This window comes from Leifsonia sp. KNZ12-8B (genome assembly GCF_056755495.1).
Map to the genome: position 1 here is coordinate 1 of NZ_JBPGXM010000040.1, position 26,297 is coordinate 26,297.

The 26,297-nt window shown below is 70.7% G+C and carries 23 protein-coding genes; 8 read left to right on the forward strand and 15 right to left on the reverse strand.

The window, feature by feature from the left end; all coding sequences use genetic code 11:
- Positions 1-1,066 (reverse strand): aldehyde dehydrogenase family protein (locus ACR9ZG_RS08195; protein WP_481284332.1); only part of this gene is annotated, 1,066 nt, incomplete at its 3' end.
- A gap of 129 nt (positions 1,067-1,195) precedes the next feature.
- Between ACR9ZG_RS08195 and ACR9ZG_RS08200 the strand changes: the two genes are divergently transcribed.
- Positions 1,196-2,029, forward strand: a complete 834-nt coding sequence (locus ACR9ZG_RS08200) for a helix-turn-helix transcriptional regulator (RefSeq protein ID WP_481284333.1) — start codon at positions 1,196-1,198, stop codon at positions 2,027-2,029.
- 35 nt (positions 2,030-2,064) lie between these two features.
- On the opposite strand, the gene ACR9ZG_RS08205 is transcribed toward ACR9ZG_RS08200, so the two are convergent.
- A complete protein-coding gene (locus tag ACR9ZG_RS08205; RefSeq protein ID WP_481284334.1) occupies positions 2,065-3,831 on the reverse strand; it encodes an L-aspartate oxidase in 1,767 nt (588 codons plus the stop codon).
- 178 nt (positions 3,832-4,009) lie between these two features.
- On the opposite strand from ACR9ZG_RS08205, the gene ACR9ZG_RS08210 reads away from it, so the two are divergent.
- The gene (locus ACR9ZG_RS08210; protein ID WP_481284335.1) at positions 4,010-4,774 is read left to right on the forward strand and encodes an SDR family oxidoreductase; all 765 of its coding nucleotides are present in this window, start codon (positions 4,010-4,012) and stop codon (positions 4,772-4,774) included.
- 32 nt (positions 4,775-4,806) lie between these two features.
- On the opposite strand, the gene ACR9ZG_RS08215 is transcribed toward ACR9ZG_RS08210, so the two are convergent.
- The 9 genes from ACR9ZG_RS08215 to ACR9ZG_RS08255 all read right to left on the reverse strand — a co-directional run bounded on the left by ACR9ZG_RS08215 (position 4,807) and on the right by ACR9ZG_RS08255 (position 15,329).
- Positions 4,807-5,724: an aldo/keto reductase gene (locus ACR9ZG_RS08215; RefSeq protein ID WP_481284336.1), complete on the reverse strand. Its 918-nt coding sequence runs from the start codon at positions 5,722-5,724 to the stop codon at positions 4,807-4,809.
- Positions 5,721-6,566 carry an amidohydrolase family protein gene (locus ACR9ZG_RS08220; protein WP_481284337.1) on the reverse strand — a complete coding sequence of 282 codons (846 nt, stop codon included), beginning with the start codon at positions 6,564-6,566 and terminating at the stop codon, positions 5,721-5,723. Before ACR9ZG_RS08220 ends, ACR9ZG_RS08215 begins: the two co-directional genes overlap by 4 nt.
- Before the next feature lies 1 nt (position 6,567).
- Positions 6,568-7,371, reverse strand: coding sequence for an RraA family protein (locus ACR9ZG_RS08225; protein WP_481284338.1), 804 nt, complete (start codon positions 7,369-7,371; stop codon positions 6,568-6,570).
- A 27-nt stretch (positions 7,372-7,398) separates the two neighbouring features.
- A complete protein-coding gene (locus ACR9ZG_RS08230; RefSeq protein WP_481284339.1) occupies positions 7,399-9,351 on the reverse strand; it encodes a DUF8034 domain-containing protein in 1,953 nt (650 codons plus the stop codon).
- Positions 9,348-10,172, reverse strand: a complete 825-nt coding sequence (locus tag ACR9ZG_RS08235; protein WP_481284340.1) for a carbohydrate ABC transporter permease — start codon at positions 10,170-10,172, stop codon at positions 9,348-9,350. The genes ACR9ZG_RS08230 and ACR9ZG_RS08235 overlap by 4 nt, the downstream gene beginning before the upstream one ends.
- A complete protein-coding gene (locus ACR9ZG_RS08240; RefSeq protein ID WP_481284341.1) occupies positions 10,169-11,062 on the reverse strand; it encodes a carbohydrate ABC transporter permease in 894 nt (297 codons plus the stop codon). Before ACR9ZG_RS08240 ends, ACR9ZG_RS08235 begins: the two co-directional genes overlap by 4 nt.
- A gap of 69 nt (positions 11,063-11,131) precedes the next feature.
- On the reverse strand, positions 11,132-12,370 hold the full coding sequence (locus ACR9ZG_RS08245) for an ABC transporter substrate-binding protein (RefSeq protein WP_481284342.1): 1,239 nt from the start codon (positions 12,368-12,370) through the stop codon (positions 11,132-11,134).
- A 228-nt stretch (positions 12,371-12,598) separates the two neighbouring features.
- Positions 12,599-14,941 (reverse strand): carbohydrate-binding protein, encoded by a 2,343-nt coding sequence (locus tag ACR9ZG_RS08250; RefSeq protein WP_481284343.1) that lies wholly within the window; start codon positions 14,939-14,941, stop codon positions 12,599-12,601.
- 61 nt (positions 14,942-15,002) lie between these two features.
- Positions 15,003-15,329 carry an L-rhamnose mutarotase gene (locus ACR9ZG_RS08255; RefSeq protein ID WP_481284344.1) on the reverse strand — a complete coding sequence of 109 codons (327 nt, stop codon included), beginning with the start codon at positions 15,327-15,329 and terminating at the stop codon, positions 15,003-15,005.
- Between the two features lie 57 nt (positions 15,330-15,386).
- Between ACR9ZG_RS08255 and ACR9ZG_RS08260 the strand changes: the two genes are divergently transcribed.
- Positions 15,387-16,025, forward strand: coding sequence for a GntR family transcriptional regulator (locus ACR9ZG_RS08260; RefSeq protein ID WP_481284345.1), 639 nt, complete (start codon positions 15,387-15,389; stop codon positions 16,023-16,025).
- Positions 16,026-16,067: 42 nt separating this feature from the next.
- Here the strand turns inward: ACR9ZG_RS08260 and ACR9ZG_RS08265 are convergent, their stop codons facing one another.
- Positions 16,068-17,018: a LysR family transcriptional regulator gene (locus tag ACR9ZG_RS08265; protein ID WP_481284346.1), complete on the reverse strand. Its 951-nt coding sequence runs from the start codon at positions 17,016-17,018 to the stop codon at positions 16,068-16,070.
- 143 nt (positions 17,019-17,161) lie between these two features.
- On the opposite strand from ACR9ZG_RS08265, the gene ACR9ZG_RS08270 reads away from it, so the two are divergent.
- The 5 genes from ACR9ZG_RS08270 (at position 17,162) to ACR9ZG_RS08290 (ending at position 23,621) form a co-directional block, all read left to right on the forward strand.
- On the forward strand, positions 17,162-18,709 hold the full coding sequence (locus tag ACR9ZG_RS08270; RefSeq protein WP_481284347.1) for an aminotransferase class I/II-fold pyridoxal phosphate-dependent enzyme: 1,548 nt from the start codon (positions 17,162-17,164) through the stop codon (positions 18,707-18,709).
- A gap of 49 nt (positions 18,710-18,758) precedes the next feature.
- Positions 18,759-20,255 carry an amino acid permease gene (locus ACR9ZG_RS08275; protein WP_481284348.1) on the forward strand — a complete coding sequence of 499 codons (1,497 nt, stop codon included), beginning with the start codon at positions 18,759-18,761 and terminating at the stop codon, positions 20,253-20,255.
- Entirely contained in the window at positions 20,252-21,157 is a 906-nt protein-coding gene (locus ACR9ZG_RS08280) for a universal stress protein (protein WP_481284349.1), read from the forward strand. Before ACR9ZG_RS08275 ends, ACR9ZG_RS08280 begins: the two co-directional genes overlap by 4 nt.
- Before the next feature lie 38 nt (positions 21,158-21,195).
- Positions 21,196-22,455 (forward strand): diaminopimelate decarboxylase, encoded by a 1,260-nt coding sequence (gene lysA / locus ACR9ZG_RS08285; protein WP_481284350.1) that lies wholly within the window; start codon positions 21,196-21,198, stop codon positions 22,453-22,455.
- An 89-nt stretch (positions 22,456-22,544) separates the two neighbouring features.
- Positions 22,545-23,621 (forward strand): S1C family serine protease, encoded by a 1,077-nt coding sequence (locus ACR9ZG_RS08290; protein ID WP_481284351.1) that lies wholly within the window; start codon positions 22,545-22,547, stop codon positions 23,619-23,621.
- A 28-nt stretch (positions 23,622-23,649) separates the two neighbouring features.
- On the opposite strand, the gene ACR9ZG_RS08295 is transcribed toward ACR9ZG_RS08290, so the two are convergent.
- From ACR9ZG_RS08295 to ACR9ZG_RS08305, 3 genes are all read right to left on the reverse strand, one after another.
- The gene (locus ACR9ZG_RS08295; protein WP_481284352.1) at positions 23,650-24,603 is read right to left on the reverse strand and encodes an SDR family NAD(P)-dependent oxidoreductase; all 954 of its coding nucleotides are present in this window, start codon (positions 24,601-24,603) and stop codon (positions 23,650-23,652) included.
- Positions 24,600-25,067, reverse strand: a complete 468-nt coding sequence (locus tag ACR9ZG_RS08300; protein WP_481284353.1) for a MarR family winged helix-turn-helix transcriptional regulator — start codon at positions 25,065-25,067, stop codon at positions 24,600-24,602. Before ACR9ZG_RS08300 ends, ACR9ZG_RS08295 begins: the two co-directional genes overlap by 4 nt.
- Before the next feature lie 9 nt (positions 25,068-25,076).
- Positions 25,077-26,297 (reverse strand): MFS transporter (locus ACR9ZG_RS08305; protein WP_481284354.1); only part of this gene is annotated, 1,221 nt, incomplete at its 5' end.

A 26,297-nucleotide genomic window follows, 5' to 3' on the forward strand; every position in this document is an offset into this window, starting at 1 on the left:
GCCCCGGACCGCCCGCCACCAACGTCGCGCCGTCGGCGACTCCGCGCTCGATGAAGCCGTTCACTCGTTCCCACTGCGCTTCCGAGGCGAGCGGCCCGACCCGCACCGCTTCGTCGGTCGGATCGCCCACGGGGTACTGATCGAGAGCGCCGACCAGCTTCTCGACGATCTCGGCCTGGCGGTGAGCCGGGACGAGGAGCCTTGTCCACGCACCGCACGCCTGTCCGGAGTTGGTGAACACGGCGCCGAGCGTGTGCTGCACGGCGCTGTCGATGTCGGCATCGTCGAGGACGACGTTCGCGGTCTTCCCGCCGAGTTCGAGCGCCACCCGCTTGACCGTCTCCGCCGCGACGACGGAGATCCGCTTCCCGGCCCTCGTCGACCCGGTGAACGAGATCATGTCGACGTCTGCGTGCGCGACGATGGCCTCGCCCACGATCGGGCCCGTGCCGTAGACGACGTTGAACACGCCCGGCGGGAAGCCTGCTTCCGCGGTGGCCTCGGCGAGGATCCGGATGGAGAGCGGTGCGAGCTCCGACGGCTTGAGGACGACGGTGTTGCCCGCCAGAAGCGCGGGCGCCACCTTGGTCATCACCTGCTGCAGCGGGAAGTTCCACGGCGTGATGGCGCCGACGACTCCGACCGCCTCGCGAACGACGGTCGAGTTGCCGACCTGTTCCGCCCAGTCGATCTGCGACGCGAGCTCGGCGGTGGCGGCCGTGACGAGCGCGGGGAAACCTGCCTGGCCGACACGGGAGAACGAGATCGGCACACCGATCTCCGCGGTGATCGCCTGCGCGATCTCCTCCCGCCGTTCGGCGAGCACACCGGCGAGACGCCGCAGCGCCTCGGCGCGCACCGCCGGGTCGGTGGTCTCCCAACCGGGAAGCGCGGCGCGCGCAGCCGCGACCGCGCGGTCGACGTCGTCCGCGGTCCCGGCCGGGGCGAAGGCGACGACGCGTCCGCTCGCCGGATCGACGATGTCGATGATGTCGCCGGCGGCGCGGTCCGCCTCGCCGCCGATCCAGTGGCCGCGGATGCTGAGGTGATCATGTGTGTATTCCATGCCTCCACGATCGCTCCGCGTCAACGCGGCAACCAGGCCAGGTCTGTCCTGGTCTCCGTATCCGGGTACACCGTGTCCCCGGTTGAGCCGGGCATGGCCGGACGTGTCCACTGAAGAGAGGATCGCATCATGGATCGCACTCAGCTCGCGGAGTTCCTCCGGACGCGGCGCGACGCCCTCCGCCCGGAGGATGTGGGCCTGACCTCGGGCTCGCGGCGCCGCACCCCCGGTCTCCGCCGGGAAGAGGTCGCCGCCCTCAGCGGCATCTCCGTCGACTACTACAACCGGATCGAACAGCAGCGGGGGCCGGTTCCCTCTGAGCAGGTGCTGGCCGCGCTGGCACGCGGTCTCCACCTGACGCTGGAGGAGCGCGACCATCTGTTCCAGCTGGCCGGCCGGCGGGTGGCGCGTCGCGTCGCGCGCACCGACCACGTCAACGCCGGGCTCATGCGCGTGTTCGACCGCCTCCACGACACCCCGGCCCAGGTCGTCAACACCCTCGGAGAGACACTGATCCAGACGCCGCCCGCTGTGGCCCTTCTCGGTGATGAGACGTCGTACTCGGGCCCGGCGCGCAGCCGCGTGTATCGCTGGTTCACGGATCCCGCATCACGCCGGACGGCGCCGCCGGAGGATCACCCGCGGCACGGCCGGGCGCTGGTCGCGGGGATCGCGGAAGCGGCCGCAGAAGGCGGCCCTCGTTCAAGCGCTGCTGCGCTCGTCGGAGCTCTGCAGGAGGCGAGCGCCGAGTTCCGGACGATCTGGGACCAGCACCCCGTCACCGGCCCCTACTGCGCGCCCAAGCGATTCATCCATCCCGAGCTCGGTGAGCTGGAACTCTACGGGCAGACGCTGCTCGACCCGGATCAGTCGCAATCGCTGATGGTGTTCACCGCCGAGCCGGGCACCGACAGCAGCGAGAAACTGAAGCTGCTGTCCGTCATCGGTGCCCAGCGGCTGTGAGTCAGGGCCACCCCGGATCGTCCTCGACGGATCGATCACTCGACGAGCTTGCCGTCTGACGAGACATCGCGCAGCTTCTCAGCGATTTCGCCGGGGATCTCGGGTACTGGTTCGGCATCCACCCGCCCCGGCCCCGACCACACGAGATTGACGCGGAGGCTCTCGTCGATGCGCGGGTAGTCCGAGCGGTTGTGAGCGCCTCGGGTCTCGCGGCGGGCCAGCGCACCGTCGATCGTCGCCCGGGCGGCCAGAAGGCCGGCGCGGAGGTCGAAGGCGTGCGCGAGGTCCGTGTAGCCGGCGATGTCGGGATGGACCCCGATCCCGCCGAGCTGTTGCTCCACGTCCGCCAGTGCGCTCAGGCCCGCTCGAAGACCTGCGTCGTCGCGCACGACACCGGCATACGTGGTCATCGTGTCGCGTACGGCCCGCTGGAGCACCCGGACGTTCTCGGTCCCGTCGGCGGCCAGCAGCTCGTCGACCTCCTCGCGCGCTCGGACCTCCGCGGGCACCGACCGCAGCACGTGACGCATCGACGCGGAGCGCTCGAACGCGGCGGCGCCCACCCGCCGCCCGTAGACGAGCAACTCGATCAACGAGTTCCCGCCCAGCCGGTTCGCACCGTGCAGGCCGCTCGCCGCCTCGCCGATCGCGTACAGGCCGTCCACGTCCGTCCCGTGGTCGTCCGGTCGCACCCAGACCCCTCCCATCGAGTAGTGCGCCGTGGGGGCGATCTCGATGGGCTCCCGTGAGATGTCGAGCATCTGCAGTTCGAGCAGCAGGTGGTACACCCGCGGAAGGCGGGACATGATCGTCTCACGCGGAAGGTGCGAGACGTCGAGCCACACCCCTCCTCGCGGCGTCCCGCGACCCTCGGCGATCTCGGTGTAGGCGGCGAGCGCGACCCGGTCGCGTGTCGAGAGCTCCATCCGCTCGGGATCGTAGGCGGACATGAACCGCTCGCCGAGGGCGTTCCGCAGGATGCCGCCCTCGCCCCTCGCGGCCTCCGAGACCAGTGTGCCGGCGGCATCCGCGGGCTCGAGCAGGCCGGACGGGTGGAACTGGACGAGCTCGGCGTCGCGGATCCGGGCGCCCGCATCGAACGCGAGCTTCCAGGCGTCTCCTGTGTTCTCATCGCGCCTGGACGAGGAGTTGCGCCAGATCCGCGTGTGCCCGCCGGCGGCCAGGATGACCGCATCCGCCAGGAACACATACCGCTCGCCGGTCTCGAGGTCGAACCCGTATGCGCCGAACACGGCGCCGTCCTCGACAAGCAGTCGGGTGATGTAGACCGAGTCGATGATCCGCACCCCCACTCGGGACGACTCGCGAAGCAGGGCGCGCTGCAGCTCCAGCCCCGTGTAGTCGCCGGCGAACGCCGTCCGCCGGTAGGTGTGCGCCCCGAAGTAGCGCTGGGAGATCCGGCCGTCCGCCTCTCGAGCGAACGCCATCCCGTAGCGCTCCAGGTCTTCGATGCCGCGACGGGCCTCGCGCGTCACGATCTCGACGGTCGCCGGATCGCCGAGGAAGTACCCCTCCCTCAGCGTGTCGGCGGCGTGCTGCTGCCACGAGTCCTCCGGGTCCATCGTCGCCAGCGAGGCGTTGATCCCTCCGGCGGCGAGCGACGTGTGGGCGTCCGACTTCGACCGCTTCCCGACGACGAGGACGTCGCCGCCCCGCTGGGCGACTTCGATCGCCGCCCGCAGGCCCGACCCGCCGGCCCCGATGACCAGCACCGACGTCGCGATCCTTCTCTCGTACGTGGAGCTGCGGGCTCCTGCAGTCCCGCTCGGCTGTTCGGACATCGGGGCCTCCTTCTGGCGTTCTTATCGCCACAACTGAGACCGATGCCGCGGGGATTCTGTGACATCCGTCCGTCACAGGGCGCGTCGTCGCCCCGTGCTGTCACAAACCGGGAGCCCCGACGGTCAGAGCTTGTGCCGGCGCGGCCCGCGCGCCGAATCAACGAAGGAAGAGGCCAGCATGTCCAGAATCGTCGTCATCGGAGGCACGGGGCTGATCGGCTCCAAGGTCGTGCAGAAGCTGCGCGATCACGGCCACGACGCGGTCGCCGCGTCCCCGAATTCGGGCGTCGACACCATCACCGGCGAGGGTCTCGAGGAGGCGCTGGAGGGGGCGTCCACCGTGCTCGACGTCTCCAACTCCCCGTCGTTCGCGGACGACGACGTGATGGCGTTCTTCACGACCGCGACCACGAACATCGTCGCGGCGGCGAAGAAGGCCGGAGTCGGCCACTACGTCACCCTCTCGGTCGTGGGCTCCGACCGCATGACCGACAGCGGGTACATGCGCGCCAAGGTCGAGCAGGAGAAGCTGATCGCGGCGAGCGGGATCCCGTACTCGATCGTGCACGCCACGCAGTTCTTCGAGTTCGTCGGCAGCATCGCGGCCTCGGCGACCGTCGGAGACGAGGTCCGCCTGTCGCACGCGCAGATCCGCCCGATGGCGGCCGAGGACGTCGCCACCGCGGTGGCGAGGACCACCGCGCACGAGCCGCTCAACGCGATCATCGAGGTGGCGGGACCCGAGCAGTTCGGCCTCGACGACCTGATCCGCAGGGGTCTCGCCTTCCGCGGCGACCCCCGTACCGTCGTCGTGGACCCCGACGCGCGCTACTTCGGTGAGCGGCTCACCGACGACATGCTGCTCCCCGGCCCGGACGCGACGATCTTCGAGACGCGATTCGAGGAGTGGCTGCCGCTCAACCCGGCGCCGGCGAAGCGCTAGCGGGGCGGGGCGGCCGGCCGGGTCCGCCGCCTTCACCCCCTCGATCGAGGTGGTGCCCAGCGTGCCTCCGTGACGGCGCCGAGGTTCGCCGTGCCGGCGCGGGCGCTCTCCATCCAACCGGCGACCACCGCGACCTGGGCGGCGCTGTCCGCGCCGACCACGACGGATGCGACCTGCGGGAAGGACAGCCCGTACTGCAGGGCGGCGACCGGCAGGCTCGTCCCCTGGGCGGCGGCCAGGATGACGTCGGAGGGATCGCCGTAGTCGAAGCGGGACCGTCTGGTCGGAGCCTCGCTGGCCAGTATCCCGCTGTTGAAGACCCCGGCGTTGAGAATGGCGACGTCGCGTTCCTCGCAGAGCGGCACCAGAGCCTCCGCCGCGGAGTCATCGAGGAGGGTGAGCCGGCCGGCGACCATGACGACGTCGATGTCGGCGCGTTCGACGATCCTCAGCAGGGTGTCGACGTCCTTCGTGCCGACTCCGATCGCGCGGATCTCCCCGCGGTCGCGCATCTCGGCCAGGGCCGGATAGGCGCCGGACACGGCCTGTTCGGTGTGCCCCTCCGGGTCGTGGATGAGGGCGATGTCGATCCGGTCGAGACCCAGGCGCGCCCGCGACTCGTCCAGCGACCGGCGCACTCCCGAGGACGAGAAGTCGAAGACCCGCCGCCTGGCGCCTTCGCCGTCATCGACGATGAGGCGGCCCACCTTGGTGCTCAGCACGTAGTCGTCGCGGGGCCGGCCGCGGAGCGCCTCTCCCAGTCTCGACTCCGCGAGCCCGAGTCCGTAGTGCGGGGCCGTGTCGAAGTACCGGATCCCGTTGTCCCACGCCGCATCGACGATCGCGTGCGCTTCGTCGTCTGCCAGCGGCCGGAACAGGTCGCCGAGTTGTGCGGTGCCGAGTCCCAGGTCGGTGGGGTGCAGGCCCCGCCTGGCCAGTCTGGTGGTCATGGATGTCCTCCGTAGAAGTCGATGGCCGTCCCCCCGAGCACGGCGGACCGGCCGGCCGCGCCGAGTTCCGCGACGACGGTCGTGATGGCCTCCCACGTCGCCGCGAGCGTCGAACGAAGCCGCAGGACGGGCCAGTCGCTGCCCGCCATGACCCGGCCCGGCCCGAACCGTTCGAGGACGAACCGGGCGCTCGCGAAGCCGAGCTCGTCGCCCGGGACGACGCCGGAGAGCTTGACGGCGACGGCCGGTTCGCTCGCGAGCACGGCGATGCCGGCCCTCCAGCGCTCCCACCCCTGCCGGGGCGGCGCCCCCAAGTGGTCGACGACGATCGGCAGGCCGGGCCGCGACCGGGCCAGCCGAGCGACCTCGGCGAGCCGTCCGGGAGCCACCAGGACCTCGAGGGCGAGCCCACGCTCGATGAGGGCGTCGCAGCCGCGCAGCAGCTCCCGGGGCGGGGGGCCGTCGAACGCCGGATGCTGCTCCTGGACGAGACGGACGCCGCGCAGCCGCGTGCCTCCCGGAGCGGCCAGCAGCGCATCGAGCCGGCGCCCCGCGTCCGGCGCGGAAAGGTCCACCCAGCCCACGACCGCGCGCACGCGAGATCGCTCCCGGTCGTCCCGGAACCGCTCCGAGCGCTCGACGTCCGCCAGCAGCCACGCGGTGCCTGCGACGCTCTCGATCGCGGTCACGACGACGACCCCCTCGACCGCGCACGCCTCCTCCTCGCGGAGCAGCTCGTCGAGCGCATGCTCGCGTCGCAGCACCGTGGCGTCGGGGCTCGCCAGCCAGTCCAGGGTCAGTACCTCCCGGCCCCAGACGTGCGTGTGCGCATCGACGATCACGTCAGAACGGCTTGCGGCCGGCGTCGCGCCACCGCTCGTACTCCGCCCGGCTCTCGGGGGCCAGCGGATAGTAGTCCGACAGGCGAGCCCCCTGCTCGAGCCGCATCCGGCTGAAGTCCTCCCAGTTCTCGTGGTCCTCGGCGTCCTGCACGAGGTCGAGCGCGCGAGCGCGCGGGACGATCACCGCGCCGTCGTCGTCGGCGACCACCACATCGCCTGGCAGGCAGAGCACGCCACCGGCCGCGACCGGCACGTCGTAGGCCCACGGGAACAGGTCGGTCTGCGACGCGTAGTGGGGCGTCGTTCCCGTGCACCAGATGGGGACGCCGAGCTGGCGCACGCGTGCCGCATCGCGGATCCTGCCGTCGACGACGATGCCCGCGCCGCCACGACGCTTGAAGTAGCGGACGAGCATGTCGCCGAAGCAGCCGGTGAAGCTGCTCCCCCACGCCTGCACCACCAGGACGTCGCCTTCCTGGACGGTCTCGAGGACCGCCCACAGCGCCGTCTCGCGTTCGACGTACTCCTGGCCGTGCCCGCTGGCGATGTCCTCACGCTGCGGCATGAACTGAAGGGTGAGCGCCGACCCGACGATCCGGTTGCCGCGGTCCAATGGAACCGGCCCCTGCACCGCCGTCCTGGTGATCCCCATGCCGTTGAGCTTCGCGCAGGCGGTCGCCGCGCTCACCGCCTCCATCCGCCGGACGATGTCGGCGTCGGCCCGCTCGAAGGGCCCGCCGCGCACGGGCAGCGGCCAGACCTCGGACAAGCCGTTACGGGGTGCGTCGTCTGTCGTCGTATTCATTTCATCGCTCCTCAGTGATGGAAGGGGTCAGCGGTGGAAGGGGTCAGCGGTGGAAGGGGTCTGGTGCCGCGCGAACCGGGTGTGGGTCGCGGTCTCGGCTCTCCGCGAGATGCGCAGGTCGAGGGTGATCCGGCTTCGGCCCGGAAGGCGCACGGTGAAAGAGGCGGCGCCCACCGGGTCGGTCACGGTCGCTGCGCGGACGTCCGGGATGTCGTAGCCGGTGGCGCTGCCGGGATAGCCGCCCGCCATCCGGTCGTAGGTCACGTGCTCGATGCGGTCCTCGGCGAACGCCCCGGCCTGGACCACGATGCGGCGTTCGGCGTCGCCGACGTTGACCAGTTCCACAGAGACGGTGGGACCGTCGACCGAGGTGACGAGCGCGGCGACGCCCCCCGGCAGACCGGGCCTGCCGCGCGCTGCGTCCCCGAAGACGACCCGGGCGAGAGCGAGCCCGCCGTAATAGATGGCCGGCGGGGCGCCGGTGACGAGCTGGCTGAGGACCTCCGTCGCGACGGGGTTGAGCCGTTGCCAGAAATGGATGTCCCCGTCCTCCGGCTCGTCGGGCGCCTGCGCGATGAGGGCCATGCGGTGGAGCACCTGGCCGATCGCCAGCTCCAGCGCGCGTTCCGGATAGTCGGGGGCGTCGCCGTCCAGATAGGCGAGCCACGGCCCTTCGTGGCCCTGCTCCTCCTTGTCGCGGAACCAGCGGACCTCGGTCCAGTCGGAGGGCGACGCCGACCGGATGCGGTCGAGCCGGGCGCGATCCTCTGCGCTGCCGGATACCCACGCCAGCCACATCGGGTACGTGAGCGCGAGGGGATGGAAGTCGAACCATCCCTCCGGCCCGCGCCGGTAGGGCACCAGCAGTTCGCGCGTCTCGCGGGTGGCACCGAGCTTGCGCGCCCACCCGGGACCGAGGCTGCCCCGGTGCTCGATGTCGTCGAGCACGCGCGCTTCCGCAAGCACCGTGTCGAGCGGTCCGCGCGCCAGATCGAGTCGGTCGAGGTTCCCCGTGACGACCGTGGCATTGAGCGCGGCCACCGCGGCGGCCGGCTCGATGGAGTGCAGCCCGTGCGGCCAGGTCCACCCGTAGTGCCCGCCGTACCAGGCGCCGCCGTGGAGCTCGCCGACCCGGCCGCTCGGGCCGACGTTGTCCGGCAGGATGCCGTCGTTCTCCGCCGCGCGTTCGCGCCAGGCGTCCACATAGCCGAGCAGCCACTCCGAGAAGCGGTGGTCGTGGTCGTAGAGCCACGCGTTCGCCGCGAGGGTCGTCGCCGCCAGATTGATCGCGGTGTCCCCGCGGCCCATCCGCCTCTGCATCGCTGCGCCCATCGCACGCGCCGCCCCGGGCCGGCGGAGGTCGTCCCAGGAGGAGATCCCCTCCACATCGTGGAGCGGGAGGCCGTAGATCGCCATGCCGTCCTGGTCAGGGCTGTACTCCTCCCAGTCCTCGCCGACGCCCCAGCGCGGTCCACCGGCTCCGGTGTGCGGGGCGACGATCATGCGCCTCCCGCCGTCGTAGTTCCCGAGGGGCGAGTCGGGCAGGTAGAGGCCGGCGAAGCGGAGAGCGCGGTCGCGGAAACGTTCGTCGGAAGGATCCGCGGCGCAGATCGCGAGGAAGAGCCCGAGCGACTCTGCCTGGTGGAACCAGTCGTAGCCGAGCTCGTACTCGTCGCGCACGAACCCGAATGCGGTCTGCTGGGCCGTCACGCCCTCCCAGTGGCGCTTGGCGGCGTCGAGCAGCTCGTCCGAGCCGCCCAGGCGGTAGAGCGTCGGCCAGTTGAAGAAGGGCTCGTAGAAGTCGTCCACTCCGTCCCGCCCGTACATCCGCCCGCTGTAGCGGAGGCTGCCGTCCGCCTCGCAGAAACGGCGCTCGAACAGCCGCCACGCCTCCTCCTGCAGCGCGAACAGCTCCCGCTGCAGGAGCGCCCAGCGGGGCAGCTCGCGCACAGGCACGGTCGCCTCGATGTGGTGGCTCATCCCTTGACCGCTCCGGAGGTGAGGCCCCCGATGATGCGCTTCTGCAACAGGATGTAGAAGACGACGACGGGGGCGACGGCCAGCAGCATGTTCGAGTAGACGACGGTGAAGTCGGTCGAGTACTTGCTCACCGCCGCGAAGACGCCGGTGGTGACGGTGTACAGCCCGGACCCGGGCCCGAGGACGATGCGCGGGTTCACGAAGTCGGACCAGACCCCCACCGAGTTGAGCACGACGGCGGTGGCGACGGCGGGTGTCATGAGCGGGAAGATCACCCGCCAGAAAGTGCCGATGCGGCTGGCGCCGTCGATGCGCGCCGCTTCGTCGAGCTCCCGGGGGATGCTCTGCACGTATGCGACGAACAGGAAGAGGGTGGTGGGAACGGTGAGCGCGGTCTGGAAGAGCACCAGGCCGGGCAGCGTCCCCATCAGGCCGATGGTCTTGAGCACGTAGATGACGGGGATCACGATGGCCTGGCTGGGGATGAAGAGCCCGGCCAGCAGGACCAGGAGGACGACCCGGTGCAGCCGGCGGGTCCCGCGGCCGATCGCGTAGGCGGCCGGTCCGGTCACGAGCACCGAGAGGACGTTGACCACCACCACCAGGAGGGTCGTCGTGACGTAGGCGGTGAGCACATTGAAGTCGGTCGACGTGGCCGCGGCGACGATGTTGTCGAAGGTGAAGCCTTCGGCAGGGATGCCGAACGGCGACGCGACGATGTCGCGCTGGGTCTTGAACGCGTTCGTGACGAGCAGATAGAGCGGAAGCACCATGACGGCCGCGAGGACCACCATGCCGAGCACGCGGAGCGTCCTCCTCATGCGGACACCGCCTCCTCGCTCCGGCGACGGCCCTGGGTGATCGCCACGGTCACGGCGACGATGACGACCATCAGGACGACGGACTGGGCGGCGCCGTAGCCGAGCTGCGATCGGTTGAACGACGTCGTGAGGATCGCGAACACCGCGGTCTGCGTCGCGCCGGCGGGTCCGCCGTTGGTGAGAGCGAGCACCAGTTCGTACACGCGGAGCAGGCCGATGGCGGCGAGCACGATGTTCAGCGTCACCGTCGGTGCGAGTACAGGCAACTTGACGCGCCAGAAGGTCTGCCACGGGGTGGCGCCGTCGATGGTCGCCGCCTCGAGCAGGGAGGCGTCGATCGTCTGCAGGCCCGCGAGGTAGAGCACGACGTTGACGCCGAAGGTCGCCCAGATGATGACCAGCACGGTCGTGGTGACGGCCCAGCCCGGGTCGGCCAGGAAGGGCAGCCCGGGGGCTCCCGCCGAACGCAGGAGCCCGTTCACCGCACCGTTCGTGCCCAGGATGGATGCCCAGAGGAAGCCGAGGATCACCGGTCCGACGACGTAGGGCGAGAAGACGAGCACGCGCATGAGTGCGTTCACCCGCGTGTTCTTGTTGAGGAGCACCGCCAGGCCGAGGCCGAGCACGTTGCAGGCCAGTGTTCCGATGACGGTGATGGCGACCGTCAGGCCGGCGGCCCGCAGGAACTCCGTGTCGGCGAAGAGCCGCTGGTAGTTGGCGGCGCCCACCCAGGACGGCGGGATGGTGAACCCGTCCCAGTCGGTCAGGGAGAGGTACACGGCGATCGCGATGGGGATCAGCACGAACAGCGCCACCAGGGCGAAGGCCGGTGTGATCATGACCGCGTCCACCGCGAAAGCGGCCCTGGCCGCACGGCGATGACGTCTCATGTCGTTCTTGTCTCTCGGTATCGGAGGTCCGGACGGACCGGCCGGCGGGCTCGCCGGCCGGTCGGTCGCTCACTGCTTCTTGTTCGCGTCCCACCAGGTGTCGAGGGCCTTGGCGGCATCCCCGGCGCTGGTCCCGACGTAGAGCGCTTGCACCTGCTTGCCCACCTCGTCGCCGAAGCCGCCGGGCACCTGCGGGCCGGAGGTGCCGATCACGAGTCCCGCCGCGTCGTCGAGGATGGCCCCGACCGACGTGTTGAGCGCGCTTCCCTCGTAGGTGACGCCCTGCCGGAAGTTGCCCTCCGATTCGAGCGAGGTCGCGATGGCCTCCTTGTCGCTGACCAGGTACTCGACCAGGTCGAGCGCCTCCTTCTGGTGCGTGGAGGCCTTCAGGATCGAGTAGGGCTGCGCGGGGCCGCTCATCTGGTAGCCGGTCTTCCCGTCCTGCGTCGGGACGGGGAACACACCCACGCCGAACGGCGGCTTGGCGTCGTCGATGGACGGGACGACCCAGTTGCCCATCACGTAGGTCGCGGTCTTCCCCGAGGTGAACGCATCGATCGAGTCCTGGTACTTCAGCCCCAGGGAATCCTTGGCCACGAGGCCGTCCGCGAGCCAGTGGGAGTACGTCTCGAGCCAGGTGTCGTACGCACTGTCTGCGAACGTCGCCGTGCCCTCGTTGCGCTTGTCGTAGAAGTCGTCGCCACCCAGCAGCTCCGGGTTGGCCAGCATGGCGAACTGGGCGCCCGTGACCCACTCGCCTGCGGTGCCGAGCGGGGTGTACCCGGCGCTCTTGAGCTTGCCCAGATCCTCGGTGAACTCGTCGACCGTCTTCGGGGTCTCGGCGATGCCGGCCTTGCTGAAGGCCTCCTTGTTGTAGAAGACGAGGGACTGGATCTGGGCGCCGGTCGCCACCTGCCAGATCTTGCCGTCGACCTTGTTCTCCTCCGCCAGAGGAGTGTCGGTCACCCACTTCTCCGTGGGGAACGGGAGCAGCTGGCTCGCCACGACCGGGTCCAGGTTGCTGGCGACGATGTCGGGCACATCTCCGGAGGCGAGCTCCTGCTGGAGTGTCGACTGCACGTTCTCTGCGCTCGGCACCTCGATGGTCACCTTCACGTCGGGGTGCTTCTCGGCCCACGGCTGCACGAGCTTCTCGTAGTACTGCTTCGTCAGGACGGGGGTGATGTTGGCCAGGATGCGAAGCTCCGTCTTGCCGGAGCCTCCGTCGGCGGAGCACCCGGCCAGGCCGAGTGCCGCTACCGCCGCTCCGGCCACGGCGATGGCCAGAGCGCGCTTGCTGTGTCGCATGAATCCTCCTTGAGTCAGGACAATCGCTAATCGATTAGCGATTGCAGGTAGCGGATGCGACAGTAGCGCTTCCGGGCGCGTCCCGCCAAATCGTCCTGCAATGCAGACCGCCGGCGAGCACCGTTTGTGACAGGACGTTCGGCCGTTCCGGCGCCCCGGAACGCGACAGAAGGGGCCGTGCGAGGTCGCCGAGGACCCCACACGGCCCCTTCAAGGCCGCCGACGCTTCTACGGCGCGACGGTGCCGAAGGACAGCGTGTCGACGTCGCCGACGCCCGGACCGGTGCCGAGCGCGACCAGGTACACCGCGTGCGTTCCGGTCGTGCGGGCGACCGGGGCGTATTGCGACGAGAAGTTGTCGAAGCCGCCGGTCGCGTTGACGGTCAGCGTCCCGATGCTGGGCCCGGTCACGGAGTCGAGGCGCACATCGATGCGCTGCCCCGCATACGGGTCATCGGTGGCGATCGAGAGCCGGATCGTGTCCCGACCGGTTCCGAAGTCGACGCCGCTGTACCCCACCCAGTCGCCGCCGTCGAAGCTGCCGAAGACGGTGCCGCTGGCTCCGGCACGCGTATTGACGCCGGAGCTCGAGCTGAACCCCTCCGCCTGAACGGTCGTCTCCGTCAGGTGGGCGCCGGCTCGCCACGGCGTCGCGCCGTACTGATATGCCCCGACCGTCGGCGCGGGATCGGCGAAGCCGTCCGTGTACGGCGATCTGACCACCCCTGCATTGCGGGCGGGAGAGGAGGCGCCGACGGAGAAGTCGTGTGTGGCCGGGTCGGTGAACGCGGCTCCACTGTTGGGCAGGTTCGCCGTCAGAGTCGCACCGGGAACCGAGTCGACGGTCCCGAGATTGTCGGTCACCTCGATACCCGAATACGTGCCACCGAACAGGCTGAGCGCCTTGCTGTCCGTACCGGAGGTGTTCGAGATGATCTTCGTCCCCGAGGCGGAGGCTCCGTTCGGGTTGATCAGCACCACGCCGTAGGTCGTCTTGTTCCAGGTGACGTTGTTGTCGATGACGCCGTTATAGGTTCCGAGGTCGAGGTAGACGCCGGGCGCCGGCGCGGCTGCGGCGACCGGTGCGGCGTCGTGCATGGTGTTGTGGTCGATCCGTGTGCCGGCGAGATTCACGCTGCAGCAGATGTAGATGGCGCCGACATCGTTCACCATGCGGCCGTAGTCGCCCATGTCGTTGTATGCGATCCGGATACCGGACGCGGTGGTGCCCGCCACCTTGTTGTCGATGTTGATGTTGCTGCGGCCGCTGCCGACGATCGTGTTGTGAAGGATCTGGTGATCGGTTCCGAGGATGTTGATGCCGGCGGCATAGGAACCCAGGTAGTCGGCGTCGGTGATCAGCGTGTTGCTCACCGTGTTCGCCGTGCCGGCGACCAGCACGCCGTTGCCGGCGCTGTACGCGATCGTGCTGTTGGAGAGCGTGTTGTGCTGGCCGCGCAGGAGGATCCCACTGGTCGTCTCGCCCGCGGTGAGGACATCGCAGGCGTCCGCCGGCGTGACCTTGCCGGGATCGACGTCGAGGTCCGAGTACGCGGAGACGTAGCGCGCGTACAGCCCGTCGATCGTCACATGGTCGGAGCTGTCCGACGTCGTGATGCTCGTGCCGTGCAGGCCGAACCCGCTCACGGTGATGTACGACCGGCCCGAGAGGTCGAACCCGGACTGGCGCTGTTTCACCGACACGTCGACGGGCGAACCGGAACCTGCCGCCTGCATGTAGAGGCGGTGCCCGGAATCGTCGTAGAACCATTCACCGGCGCGACCGATCAGTGCCATCTTGTCGGAGAGGGAGTAGAGGTTGCGCTGGTTGGGGCTGAGACCGACGCACGCCGGAAGGCTCGCCGCGGTCACCGATCCCGGCGACGACGAGGTCACCCGGCCCGTCTCACTGACGAACCAGTTGTGCGAGGTGAGGCGTGCGCCCGTCCAGTATCCGGCCGGCTGGGACAGGGCGTCGTCTCCGAGCACCGTCTGCGTGCCGGAATCGGCAGAGGCGAGCGACGGGTGGGCGGGGTCATCGCCGGCGTGCGGCCATGCGGCCTCGGGCACCATCGCGGCCCCGCGGAACACCTGCACGCCGGGCAGACTCGGCTCGACCGTCACCGTCGCCCGGTAGATCGAGCCCGCCGCCACTCCGGCAGCGAACTCCGATCCGAGAAGGGTCGGGTCCTGTGCCTGGAGCGTCGACAGGTCACCGGCGCTCACCTGCGTCCAGCCGCTCACGGGGTCGGCGCCGTCGATCACCACTCCCGGCCCAGAAGCCCGGTACGTGATCGGCGCTTGCGCCGTACCGCTTCGGGCGGGGCGGACCGTCTCGCGATAGACGCCCGGCCGCACGATGCAGGTGTCGCCGGGGCCCATCAGATCCGCGCACCGTTGGATGTGACGGAACGGGTGCGCACTGGTGCCGTTCCCCACGTCGGAACCGTTCGGTGAGACGTAGTAGCTCTGCACGTGCGGGGCGGCTGCCGCGGGATTCGCGGATGCAGCCACCCCTATCAGCGCGGCGACCGTCAGGAGTGCGGCTGCGGGCAAGGATCTGGTCATCATCGTCCAATCTCTATCGATAATCGATGAATAGCAGGCCCGCGCGGAGCACGTCAATGGCGGATCACGTCGGGCGGACGAGGGCCCACACCTGATCGAGCGACGTCGAAGCCTCGGGCGCATCGTCGATGAGGGTTGCGATCAGGTCGTCCCAGCCGGGGTCGATCGGGCCGCGCTCGCTCATCCGCCGAACCAGCTCCTCCCGGCCGCTCGTCGTCTCGATCGCATGGAAGAGGGAATCCCCGTCCATCCAGATGCGCCACGACACCAGCCCGCATTCGATCAGCGCCTCCGCTATCGGAGCGGGGATCTGCGCGTGGACGATGCGGTACCGCTCCGCCTGCCCGCGACGAACGCGGGTGCGGTAGCCCTCGATGATTGTCGGCGTCACTGCTTCGCTCCTATCGATGATCGCTAGCGTGGGTACGCTAGCCCAGGAGGAGCGATCATGAGCGAAGCGACAATCAAACGAGGTCTGCTATCGGACCAGGTGTACGACATCATCCTCGACTCGATCCTGGACGGGTCTCGAGCTCCGGGATCCCGCGTGGTGGAATCGGAGATCGCCCGGCAGCTCGAGATCAGCCAGGCACCGGTCCGCGAGGCCGTGAAGCGGCTCGTACACGCCGGGCTCGTCGTGTCAGTACCCCGACAGGGCAGCTATGTGACCGAGATCTCCGAGAGCGAGTTCTCCGTCGCCCGAGAGGTCCGTTCCTACCTCGAGGCGGCAGGAGCGCGCATCGCCGTCGAGAAAGTCGATCACGAGGCACTCGCGTCCCTGCGGTCGATGGTCGAGCAGATGGGTGCTTCCGTCGCGGCCGGCGACTGGGCCGCGTTCCGCTCCCTCGACGTGCGCTTTCACAGGTCCGTCATCCAGCTCGCAGGCGTATCCGTCCTCGAGCGCCTCTGGGACACTCTGGAGCCGATGCTCATCAGCCAGCGCGCCATCGGTGATCCTTCCTATCTGGGAGACCGGGACAGACTCGTCGAGTGGCACTCGAAACTCGTGGGTGCGCTCGAGACCGGCGACGCAGCCCAGGCCGCCGAAGCGTTCGCCGCCCACGCCTCCGGCGACCTGGACGACTGAACACGACTCGGATATCGCAGAGCGAACCCGTCGTTCCGCGGTTCATAAGGGCGGCATCGAGATGGCGCCGCCCGCCCGCACCGCCGCGAACCCGTCCCGGATCGCGGCGATGAGCTGCCGCACAGCGGCCGGCGGGCGGCGGGACGGATCCTCCGCCGGCGTTGCCACGAGGATCGAGCGGACGAACGACGGGTCGTTGATCGGCCGCAGCACGATTCCGGGGTGCTCGGCGGTGGTGGCGAGGCCCGGGATCAGTCCGACGACCATCTGCGCGGCGGTCATGCCGAGCAGGACCTGGAACTCGTCCGTCCGGATGGCGACGTCGGGGGCGTGCCCCACCGCCGCGAACGCGTCGACGACGATGCGATCCATCGGGTCGTTCTCGGTCGTCGCGAAGACCCAGCGCTCGTCGCGCAGCGACAGCAGCGCCGGCAGGTCGACCGAGGAGCGCGCCGCGAGCGGGTGGCCCACCGGGAGGGCGAGCATCAGCGGGTCGCGATGCACCTCGGTGGTCACCACGTTCTGGCGGAACGGCAGCTCGTAGCCCGGCACCGTGTAGACGAGTGCGGCATCCAGCGCCCCGTGATTGATCTGGTCGACGAGCGCCGGGATCTCCTCCAGCAGCGCGTCGATCTCGATCCCCAGGTCGCGCATGCGCGAGGCGACGAACGGCAGGATGCTCGCCGCCGCGGTGGCGAACGTTCCGAAGCGGAGCCGCACCCGGCCCAGCTCGCCGAACTCGCGCGCATCCCGGATCGCACGCTCGCTCAGGGTCAGGATCTCCTGCGCCCGTTCGAGGAGGAGCATGCCGACGGGGGTCAGCCTGCTGCCTCGCGGGGAGCGGATGAGCACGGGCGAGCCGACCAGCCGTTCCAGGTTCTTCAGGTGGTAGTCCACCGTCGGCTGACCCCAGCCCAGACGGCGGGCGGCAGCGGTCACGGAGCCCTCGGCGTGCACGGCTCTGAGGGCCTCGAACTGCCGCAGATCGGCCATGGCTGCCTCGTCCCTCTGTCGGGCCCTCTGTCGGCCCCTCTGTCGGCGACGCGTGCGCCGGATCCTGAGCCACATACAGTGTATGTGGGCAACGCGGGGTTCAGGGGATTCCGGCGGCGACCTCCGACCCGCACCATGGAGCAATGGCCCCCACATCCTCCTCCGCGGTCGACGGCGCGCGCACCCTGCCCGCCGCCGCGGACCTCCGCCAGTGGGAGACGCCGTACGCCGACGCCCTCGACCGTCACGCCGCACGCGAACCGCTCGCGCTCATGGTCCCCGGGCACGGCGGCGACGATCTGGGCCTCAGTGCGCGGCTCGCCGAGTTCCTCGGCACGCGTCCGCTGCAGCTCGACGTGCCGATGCTCATCGACGGCATCGACCTCGGGGAGGACTCGCCGCTGAGCCGCTCCCTCGCGCTTGCGGCGGAGGCGTGGGGCGCGCGGCGCACCTGGTTCCTCACGGGCGGCGCCTCCCAGGCCAACCGGATCGCCGCGTTGGCGGTGCGCGGCCTCGGCGAGAACATCCTGTCGCAGCGCAGCGCGCATTCGAGCTTCAGCGACGGCGTCCTCTCCGCGGGCCTGGTGCCCTCGTTCGTCCTGCCCGCCATCGACAGCGGCCACGGCGTGGCGCACGGCGTCTCGCCGGCTGCGCTCGACGCGGCGCTGACCGCATCGGCGGCCGGTGGGCGCCCCGCGCACGCCGTCTACGTCGTCTCGCCCAGCTACTTCGGCGCCGTGGCCGACGTCGCCGGGCTCGCCCGGGTGGCGCACGCCCACGGCGCACCGCTGATCGTCGACGGCGCGTGGGGACCGCACTTCGGATTCCACCCCGACCTCCCGGAGTCGCCCACCCGGCTCGGCGCCGACCTCGTGGTCTCGAGCACGCACAAGCTGGGAGGCTCGCTCACCCAGTCCGCCATGCTGCACCTCGGCCACGGAGCCTTCGCCGACGCCCTGGAACCGCTCGTCGAACGCGCCGTGTCCATCACCGCCTCCACCTCGACGTCCGCGCTGCTGCTGGCCTCCCTCGACATCGCGCGGCACTCCCTCGCGACCGGCGCCGAGCTGATCGGCCGGTCGATCGCCGCCGCCGACGCGTTCCGGGACGCGCTGCGCGCCGACCCGCGGTTCGGCGTGCTCAGCGACGGGTTCGGCGCGTTCGACGACATCGTCGCGGTCGATCCGCTCCGCGTCGCGATCGACGTGTCCCGCACCGAGGTCAGCGGTCATTGGCTGCGTCAGCGCCTCGTCGATGCCGACGGGATCCACGTCGAGATGTCGACCGCGACCTCCCTCGTCGCGCTGATCGGCGCGGGCAAGACCCCGGACCTCGGCCGGGCGCACCGGGCCCTCGCGGCGGCAGCCGACTCGGAGGAGGCACGAGCCGAGCGGACCCGCGGGGCCGTCGGAGCCTTCCCCGCCCTGCCCGAGTCCGGCGCTCTGCACATGACGCCGCGCGACGCCTTCTTCGCCGACACGGAGGTCGTGCCCGCGGCCGACGCCGTCGGCCGCGTCTCCGCGGACACCCTCGCCGCCTACCCGCCCGGGATCCCGAACCTCATCCCGGGCGAGGAGATCACCGCGCAGACCGTCGCCTTCCTCCGGGCGGTCGCCGCCTCCCCGTCCGGTCACGTGCGCGGCTCCGTCGACAATGGAGTGGAGCTGTTCCGCGTGACCCGGAACGACTGAGCCGCCGGACGACGACGACATCGACCCCCACCAATCGAAGGAGACTGGTATGCCCACCATCGCCCAGCAGCTGCTGCGCAGGAAGCCCCCGACGGCCTCCGGGGCCGAGGACGTGCACCTGAGGCGCAGCATCGGCCTGTTCTCGCTCACCATGATCGGTGTCGGAGGGACGCTCGGCACGGGGATCTTCTTCATCCTGTCCCAGGCCGTCCCCGTCGCCGGGCCCGCCGTCATCTGGTCGTTCGTCATCGGCGGCATCGTCGCCGGGCTCACGGCGCTCTGCTACGCCGAGATGGCCGGGGCCGTGCCGGCGTCGGGTTCGACCTACTCGTACGCGTACGCGACGCTCGGCGAAGGCACCGCGATGGCGGTCGGGGCCTGCCTGCTGCTGGAGTACGGCGTGTCGACGGCGGCCGTCGCGGTCGGCTGGTCGCAGTACGTCAACCAGCTGCTGCAGAACCTCCTCGGCTGGCAGCTGCCGGTGCAGCTCTCCCAGGCGCCCGAGCAGGGCGGCATCGTCAACATCCCCGCCGTGATCGTCATCGTGCTGTGCTCGCTGCTGCTCCTGCGCGGGGCGCGGGAGTCCACCACGGTGAACAGCATCATGGTGGTCATCAAGGTCGCCGTCGTGCTGTTCTTCTGCGCCGTCGCCTTCACCGGCTGGAACGCCGACCACTTCCACGACTTCTCGCCCGCCGGCTTCGCGGGCATCGTCGGCGGCGCCGGGATCATCTTCTTCTCGTTCGTCGGCCTCGATGCCGTGTCGACAGCCGGTGAGGAGGCGAAGAACGCGAAGCGGAACCTCCCGCTCGCGATCATCTTCGCTCTGGTGATCATCGTCGTGCTGTACGTCCTCACGTGCCTGGCGGCCCTGGGCGCACAGGCTCCGGAGAAGTTCGCGAATCAGGATGCGGGACTCGCCGCGATCCTCCAGGACATCCTCGGCTCGGCGTGGCCGGGAACCGTCGTCGCGATCGGCGCGATCATCTCGATCTTCTCGGTGACGCTGGTCGTCCTGTACGGGCAGACGCGCATCCTGTTCGCCATGTCGCGCGACGGGATGATCCCGCCGGTGTTCGCGAAGGTGAACCCGCGCACGATGACGCCGGTGCAGAACACGGTCATTGTCATGATCGCCACGAGCATCCTGGCCGCCGTCATCCCGATCGACTTCCTCGCCGAGATGACGAGCATCGGGACGCTGGTGGCCTTCCTCGTGGTGTCGCTCGGGGTCATCATCCTGCGCGTCCGCGAGCCGGAGCTGGAGCGCGGGTTCCGCCTCCCGCTCGGGTGGACCATCCCCATCCTCTCGATCGCGGGCTGCATCGCCATCATCACGCAGCTGAGGGTGATCACCATCGTGGTGTTCCTCATCTGGACGGCCGTGTTCCTCGCGTTCTACTGGTTCTACGGCCGCAGGCACTCCAAGCTCCACGTCGGGCAGCCGGCCGTCGACGCGGAGGCGCCATACACGAGCAACTTCGCGCAACCGAGCAAGAGCGAGATCCGCGAGGCCGCCGCACGCCGCCGGGCGGGCCGCAAATGAGCATCGTGATCGGGGTGGACCCCGCGCACCGTTCGGCCTCGGCACTGCATCTCGCCGCCATGCTCGCCCGCTCCTCCGGCACCGACCTGGTCGTCGCCGCGATCGTCCCGCCCGCGTGGCCGTCCACGGCGGGGGGCGCGGACGCCGAGTGGCGCAGCTACACCAGGGACAACGCGGACAGCGCGCTCGACCACGCTGCGGCGGTGCTGGGCAGCTCCATCGCCGCGGAGTACCTCTTGTACGAGGCCCCGTCGGCCCGGCGCGGCCTCATCGCCCTCGCGGAGGAGCGCGACGCGGAGCTGATCGTCGTGGGCTCGGCGGCGGACGCACGGCCGGGGCGCATCGCGCTCGGCGCGGAGAGCGATACGCTCCTGCACGCGTCGCCGGTCCCCGTGGCGATCGCGCCGCGCGGCTACCGCACGGAGGAGGGCTCTCGCGTCAGCCGCGTGACCGCCGCCTACCGGGGGACCGGCGCCTCGGCCGGACTCGTGCTCGGCGCGGCAGAGGTGTCGGCGACGCTGGAGGCCGACCTGCGGATCGCCTCCTTCGCCGTCGTGCCGCCCGATTCCGGGACCTCGGGAGCCGGTCTCGACGCCGAGACGGCCATCGCGGACACCTGGGCCGCCGACATCGCGACGCACGCGGCGTCGCTGGTTCGCCGGGTGGCGGAGCTGGACGACGCTCCCACCGTCTCGGGCGTCGCCATCGGGCGGGGCGAGACCTGGGAGTCGGCCATGGCGGACGTGGAGTGGGAGCCGAACGAGGTGCTGGTCGTTGGTTCGAGCACCCTCGGCCCGATCGCGCGCGTGTTCCTCGGCTCGCACGCCGCCAAGATCGTCCGCCACTCCCCCGTGCCCGTCGTCGTCGTCCCGCACGGCGTCGCCGCCAGGGACCGGGACTGAGCGACCGCCCGACCCCGCACCGACAGAAGGACCCAGCCATGCCGCATCCCATCCTCGACCTCTTCCCGGCCGGGACGGCCGTCGACCCCGACGGCACCCTGGTGATCGCCGGGTGCAGGGTCGACGACCTCGCGCGAGACTTCGGGACACCCGCGATCGTCGTCGACGAGGGCTCCCTGCGCGCGCGGGCGCGGGAGTACCGCATCGCCCTCGCCTCGCGGCGCCCGAACGCGCGCGTGGTCTTCGCCTCGAAGGCGTTCCCGGCGACCGCGGTGCAGCGGGTCATGGTGGAGGAGGGGCTCGGTCTGGATGTGGCGGGCGGCGGCGAGATGCTCAGCGCGCTGCGCGCCGGCGTGGACCCGGCGCTCGTGGTGATGCACGGCAATGCCAAGACCACGGAGGAGCTGCGGATCGCCGTGGAGGCGGGGATCGGTCTGGTCGTCGTGGACAACGCGGACGACGTCGACCGGTTGGAGCAGCTGGTCCCGGCGGGGAGCGTGCAGGGCGTCCTCGTCCGCGTCGTCCCGGAGGTGGCGTCGTCCACGCACCCGCACGTGCAGACCGGGCAGGTCGGGTCCAAGTTCGGACTGACCGCCGGGGCCGCGCGCATCCTGATCGCCCGCATCGAGGCCAGCCCGGCGCTCGACATGCGCGGCGTGCACGCCCACGTCGGCTCGCAGATCATGGACCCCGCGGAGCTTGCGGCGGCCGTCGCCCCGCTGGCGGCGCTCGGCACCTTCCCGGTCTACGACCTCGGCGGCGGCCTCGGCGCCCGGTACACGTACGAGGACCGGCCGGCCTCCGTCGACGAGTACGTCGAGGCGCTGCTCGCGGCCGCCCGGGAGCACCTGCCCGCCGAGGCCGAGCTCATCATCGAGCCCGGCCGCAGCATGGTCAACGGGTCGGCGTTCACCCTCTACACGGTGACGACCGTCAAGCGGGACGCCCGTACCTTCGTCGCCGTCGACGGCGGCATGGGCGACAACCTCGAGGCGGCGATGTACGGCCAGCGCTACGAGGCCGTCCTCGCTGGTCGCATGCACGACGAGGATGCCGAGGACGTCGTGGTGGTCGGCCGGCACTGCGAATCGGGCGACGTGCTCGTCGATCCGCTGCGGCTGCCCGCTGCGCGCGTCGGCGACCTCCTCGCCGTGCCCGCCACGGGTGCGTACACGCACACCATGGCGAACAACTACAACGGCTACCGGCGCCCGCCGGTGGTCTTCGTGCGCGACGGCGAGGCGCGGGCGGTCATCCGGCGCGAGACCTGGGAGGACCTCTTCGACCGCGACGTGTGAGGCGGGCCGGGGCGTCGTGCGCGTCTCGGTGACGACGGGACGTCACATTGCCCCGCTATTCTCAGCCCAGGGACTGCAAGGGAGAACTGATGGCTGAGGATCCGACCACACCGCCTCGTACCCGCCGCATGGGCCGGGGAGCCGCCGCCGTCGCGATCGGCGCGGTCCTGATCCTCATCGGCGGCGGGATGATCATGGGCGTCGTCGGGACGCTGATCTTCGCCGGGCCGCGCGGCGCCTGCGACGCGGTCGCGATCGCCGACCGCGTCCTTCCGACGATCGTGACGATCCAGGTGCGCGGTGCGGATGGGGCCGGCAGCGGCAGCGGCCAGATCATCGACTCCGCAGGGCACGTCCTGACGAACAACCACGTCATCGCCGCTGCGGCGCGCGCCGGCGAGCTCACCGTCCGCTTCAGCGACGGCCACGAGCTGCCCGCCACCCTGGTCGGGCGAGACCCGAAGACCGACCTCGCCGTCCTGAAGGTCGACGACGACCAGCCCCTTCCCGTCATCTCGACCGGTGACTCCGGTTCGCTCTCCGTCGGGGAGCCCGTCGTCGCCCTCGGCGCGCCGCTGGGACTCTCGAGCACCGTGACCGCCGGGATCGTCAGCGCCCTCGGGCGCACCGTGCCGGTTCCGAGCGACGACGACACCAACGCGGTGCTCGCCGGCGCGATCCAGACGGACGCCTCGATCAACCCGGGCAACTCGGGAGGCGCTCTCGTGGACTGCAGCGGCCGCCTGGTCGGGGTGAACACGGCGATCGCCACGGTCCCGGGGAAGGCCGGACAGGCCAGCACCGGAAGCGTCGGCATCGGGTTCGCCGTTCCGGTGGCCCAGGCGCTGCCGATCGCCCACGAGCTGATCGAGCACGGCGAGGTCGCGCACCCGACGGCCGGCGTCTCCGTCACGCCGATCCCCCCGTCGGTCGCGGCGACCTTCGGCATCACCGACGGCCTCTTCGTCCAGTCGGTCGACGCGGGCGGCCCCGCCGCTGAGGCCGGCATCCGTGCTGGAGACGTGATCGTCCGGGTGAACGACCGCCCGGCCGTGAGCGTCGACGTGCTGACGGCGATCCAGGTGACCAGCCGCGCCGGCGACACGGTCGAGGTCGTCTACGTCCGGGGAGGCCGGGAGCGCACCACCACCGTGACGCTCCGCTGAGGCGGGGCCGGTGGTCGTGGGTCGACCGCTAGGCCCGGCCGAGGAGGTCGTCGGTCAGGTCCCAGAGTCTCCTGGCGTTCTCGGGGTCGACGGAGTACGCCAGGACGCCGCGCCGCGAGGTCTGCTCCGAGACCACGAGCGCCTCCTGGCAGTCCTCCTCGATGTAGCGGCCCCCGACGTCCGCGGCGAGCGGGCTCGCTGCGCAGAGGACGATCGGTGCCGCTCCCTGTTCGAGGTTCTTGACGAAGGCACCCGCCGACCGAGCGGCGGCCTTCCGCGCGCTGAGGTACGCGGGATCGAGGTGGCGCTGGATGCCGGTCCAGAGGCCTCCCGGCATGACCGCATTGACATGGATCCCGTCGGCCGACCAACGCCGATCCGCTTCGACGACGAACAGATTGATCGCCGACTTGGACTGCGCGTACGCCAGATCGGGGTCGTACGGGCGCCTGGTGAAGAAGGGGTCATCGAAGATCACCGGTGAACGCCGGTGCGCGCTGGAGCTGACCGACACGACGCGCGCGCGTCCGGCCGCTCGGAGTGCGGGGTGAAGGCGCCGCGCGAGGTCGGCATGACCGAGATGGTTGGTGGCGAACTGGAGCTCCCAGCCCTCGGGCGTGCGGCTCTCCGGGGTGTTCATGACGCCGGCGTTGTTCACCAGGATGTCCAGCGGCCCCTCCCACCGATCGGCGAACCGAGCGATCGAGTCGCGGTCGACCAGGTCGAGGAGCTCGACCGATGCCGCACCGGAGCCGGGAGCGTCCCGGATCTGCCCGGCCACCGACTCCGCCGCATCCCTGTCCGCCACCCGCACGGCCAGGGTGACCTCGGCGCCCCGGCGAGCCAGGGACCTGGCCACCGCTGAACCGATCCCGGTGCCGGCACCCGTGACCACCGCCCGGCGACCGGAGAGATCCACACCCTCCAGCACCTCGTCGGCCGAGCTGTGGTCCGTGAACGGCGACGTGAAGCGCGCGGTCATCGACCGACCTCGCGGTTCCGGTCATCGAGGAGACGTTCCAGCAGGGGGATCGCCGTCTCGATGAGCCGTCGCTCATCGGCTGAGAAGTCGGCCGACAGCCTCTCGGTGAGCCATTCACCCCGCCGTGCCCGGGCGACGCCCAGCGCCGACCTGCCCGCATCGGTCGGGCTGATGAGCGTGCGCCTGCCGTCGCTCGGATCCTTCCTGCGGTGGATGAAGCCCGCGGCCTCCAGTGCTGCAACGGTCTCCGACGCGGACTGAAGTCGGACGCCCTCCGCGCCGGCGAGATCGGTCAGCGTCGTGCTGCCGTCGGCCTCCACACGGGTGAGCATCGTCAGTTCGGCGCGCCGCAGACCTCCGACGACGCCGTACTCGCGCAGGCGCCGGGCCAGAGCCCCCAGCACGACGCGGAGCCGGTCACCCAACTCGGCCGTCGAAGCGGCCGCCACAGGATCCGAAACCATGACCCCATATTACTCAGGTACCTGAGCAATAAGCCCCTGCCCGGCCGGTGTTCGCCCCCGGCTGAGCAGGTGAGCGCCGAGGGTGGCGGCCGCCACGGCCGTGAGGATGACCCCGGCCGACAGGAACGTGGCGGGGATGCCGATCGCGTCGATCACGGGCGCCGCAACGAGTGGGGACAGGAACTGCCCGAGGAAGATGGCCGTGACGAGGGTTCCCAGGACTCGGCCTCGGCTCGCCGTGGTGGCCAGGGTGGCGAGCTGGTCGTTGAGGTTCGGCACCGCCATGCCGACGCCGATTCCGCCGAGCAGCACGCCGGCGACGACCTGGCTGACACCGTTCGCGGCACCGACGACGACCCAGCCGATGCCGAGGAGCAACACGCTCAGCGCGGTGATCGCCGTCGGGCCCAGTCGGGCTCTGAGCCTCGGGAATCCGAGCGCACCGATCACGCCGGTGGCGGTGCTGGCGGCGACCACCACCCCGGTCAGAGCAGGCGCCGCATGGAAGCGGTGGAGCGAGAAGGGGAGCTGGGTGGGAGCCATGAAGAACACCGCCGTCACGACCAGGGCGACGACCGCGATGCTCGCGATTCGCCACCGCGCGTCCCGGCCCCGTGGAGAGCCGCCGCCCGCGATGCCCCCGGCCGCGGCCGGCGCCGAGCGCGCACGGTCGGGTTCCCGGAGCGCGAGGACGACGAGGGGCAGAACGAGGACGCCTGCGCCGTAGAGCAGGAACGGCGTGTGCCACGACGGGGTGGCCAGGACCCCGGCCAGCGGCAGGAAGATCACTCCGCCGAGGCTGGCGGCGGCCTGCTGTCGCGCGAGGAAGGAGGCGCGCGCGGGGCCGTCGAACCAGTCGCTGATGATGGTCGAGACCGCCGTCATGATCCCGCCGACGGCGACGCCCAGCAACGCGCGCGAGACGAGGAGAAGGGGCAGATCGGAGATCACGGATCCGGCGCTCCCCGCAACCGTGTAGAGGACGAGCGACGCGATCAGGAGCGGGCGCCGTCCGATCCGGTCGGCAAGCGCCCCGGCGAACGGCGCCGCGATCGCGATCGCGAGCGAGGTGATGGTGAGGGCGAGCCGGACGAGCGTCTCGCTCCCCGGAGCGGCCGCGAACGCCTCCGCCATCGCGGGAAGACTGGGGGCGATGGTCGCCGCCGCCATGAGGGTGAGGGCCGAGGCGGGGGGGGCCCACCCCCACCCCCCCCCCGCCCCGGGGCCCCC

Bases quoted from the DNA above. Each gene is read 5' to 3' on its own strand.
- ACR9ZG_RS08200 (WP_481284333.1), top strand. From the start codon at position 1,196: ATGGATCGCACTCAGCTCGCGGAGTTCCTCCGGACGCGGCGCGACGCC.
- ACR9ZG_RS08205 (WP_481284334.1), bottom strand. From the start codon at position 3,831: ATGTCCGAACAGCCGAGCGGGACTGCAGGAGCCCGCAGCTCCACGTAC.
- ACR9ZG_RS08210 (WP_481284335.1), top strand. From the start codon at position 4,010: ATGTCCAGAATCGTCGTCATCGGAGGCACGGGGCTGATCGGCTCCAAG.
- ACR9ZG_RS08215 (WP_481284336.1), bottom strand. From the start codon at position 5,724: ATGACCACCAGACTGGCCAGGCGGGGCCTGCACCCCACCGACCTGGGA.
- ACR9ZG_RS08225 (WP_481284338.1), bottom strand. From the start codon at position 7,371: ATGAATACGACGACAGACGACGCACCCCGTAACGGCTTGTCCGAGGTC.
- ACR9ZG_RS08230 (WP_481284339.1), bottom strand. From the start codon at position 9,351: ATGAGCCACCACATCGAGGCGACCGTGCCTGTGCGCGAGCTGCCCCGC.
- ACR9ZG_RS08235 (WP_481284340.1), bottom strand. From the start codon at position 10,172: ATGAGGAGGACGCTCCGCGTGCTCGGCATGGTGGTCCTCGCGGCCGTC.
- ACR9ZG_RS08240 (WP_481284341.1), bottom strand. From the start codon at position 11,062: ATGAGACGTCATCGCCGTGCGGCCAGGGCCGCTTTCGCGGTGGACGCG.
- ACR9ZG_RS08245 (WP_481284342.1), bottom strand. From the start codon at position 12,370: ATGCGACACAGCAAGCGCGCTCTGGCCATCGCCGTGGCCGGAGCGGCG.
- ACR9ZG_RS08250 (WP_481284343.1), bottom strand. From the start codon at position 14,941: ATGATGACCAGATCCTTGCCCGCAGCCGCACTCCTGACGGTCGCCGCG.
- ACR9ZG_RS08260 (WP_481284345.1), top strand. From the start codon at position 15,387: ATGAGCGAAGCGACAATCAAACGAGGTCTGCTATCGGACCAGGTGTAC.
- ACR9ZG_RS08265 (WP_481284346.1), bottom strand. From the start codon at position 17,018: ATGGCCGATCTGCGGCAGTTCGAGGCCCTCAGAGCCGTGCACGCCGAG.
- ACR9ZG_RS08270 (WP_481284347.1), top strand. From the start codon at position 17,162: ATGGCCCCCACATCCTCCTCCGCGGTCGACGGCGCGCGCACCCTGCCC.
- ACR9ZG_RS08275 (WP_481284348.1), top strand. From the start codon at position 18,759: ATGCCCACCATCGCCCAGCAGCTGCTGCGCAGGAAGCCCCCGACGGCC.
- ACR9ZG_RS08280 (WP_481284349.1), top strand. From the start codon at position 20,252: ATGAGCATCGTGATCGGGGTGGACCCCGCGCACCGTTCGGCCTCGGCA.
- lysA (WP_481284350.1), top strand. From the start codon at position 21,196: ATGCCGCATCCCATCCTCGACCTCTTCCCGGCCGGGACGGCCGTCGAC.
- ACR9ZG_RS08290 (WP_481284351.1), top strand. From the start codon at position 22,545: ATGGCTGAGGATCCGACCACACCGCCTCGTACCCGCCGCATGGGCCGG.
- ACR9ZG_RS08295 (WP_481284352.1), bottom strand. From the start codon at position 24,603: ATGACCGCGCGCTTCACGTCGCCGTTCACGGACCACAGCTCGGCCGAC.
- ACR9ZG_RS08300 (WP_481284353.1), bottom strand. From the start codon at position 25,067: ATGGTTTCGGATCCTGTGGCGGCCGCTTCGACGGCCGAGTTGGGTGAC.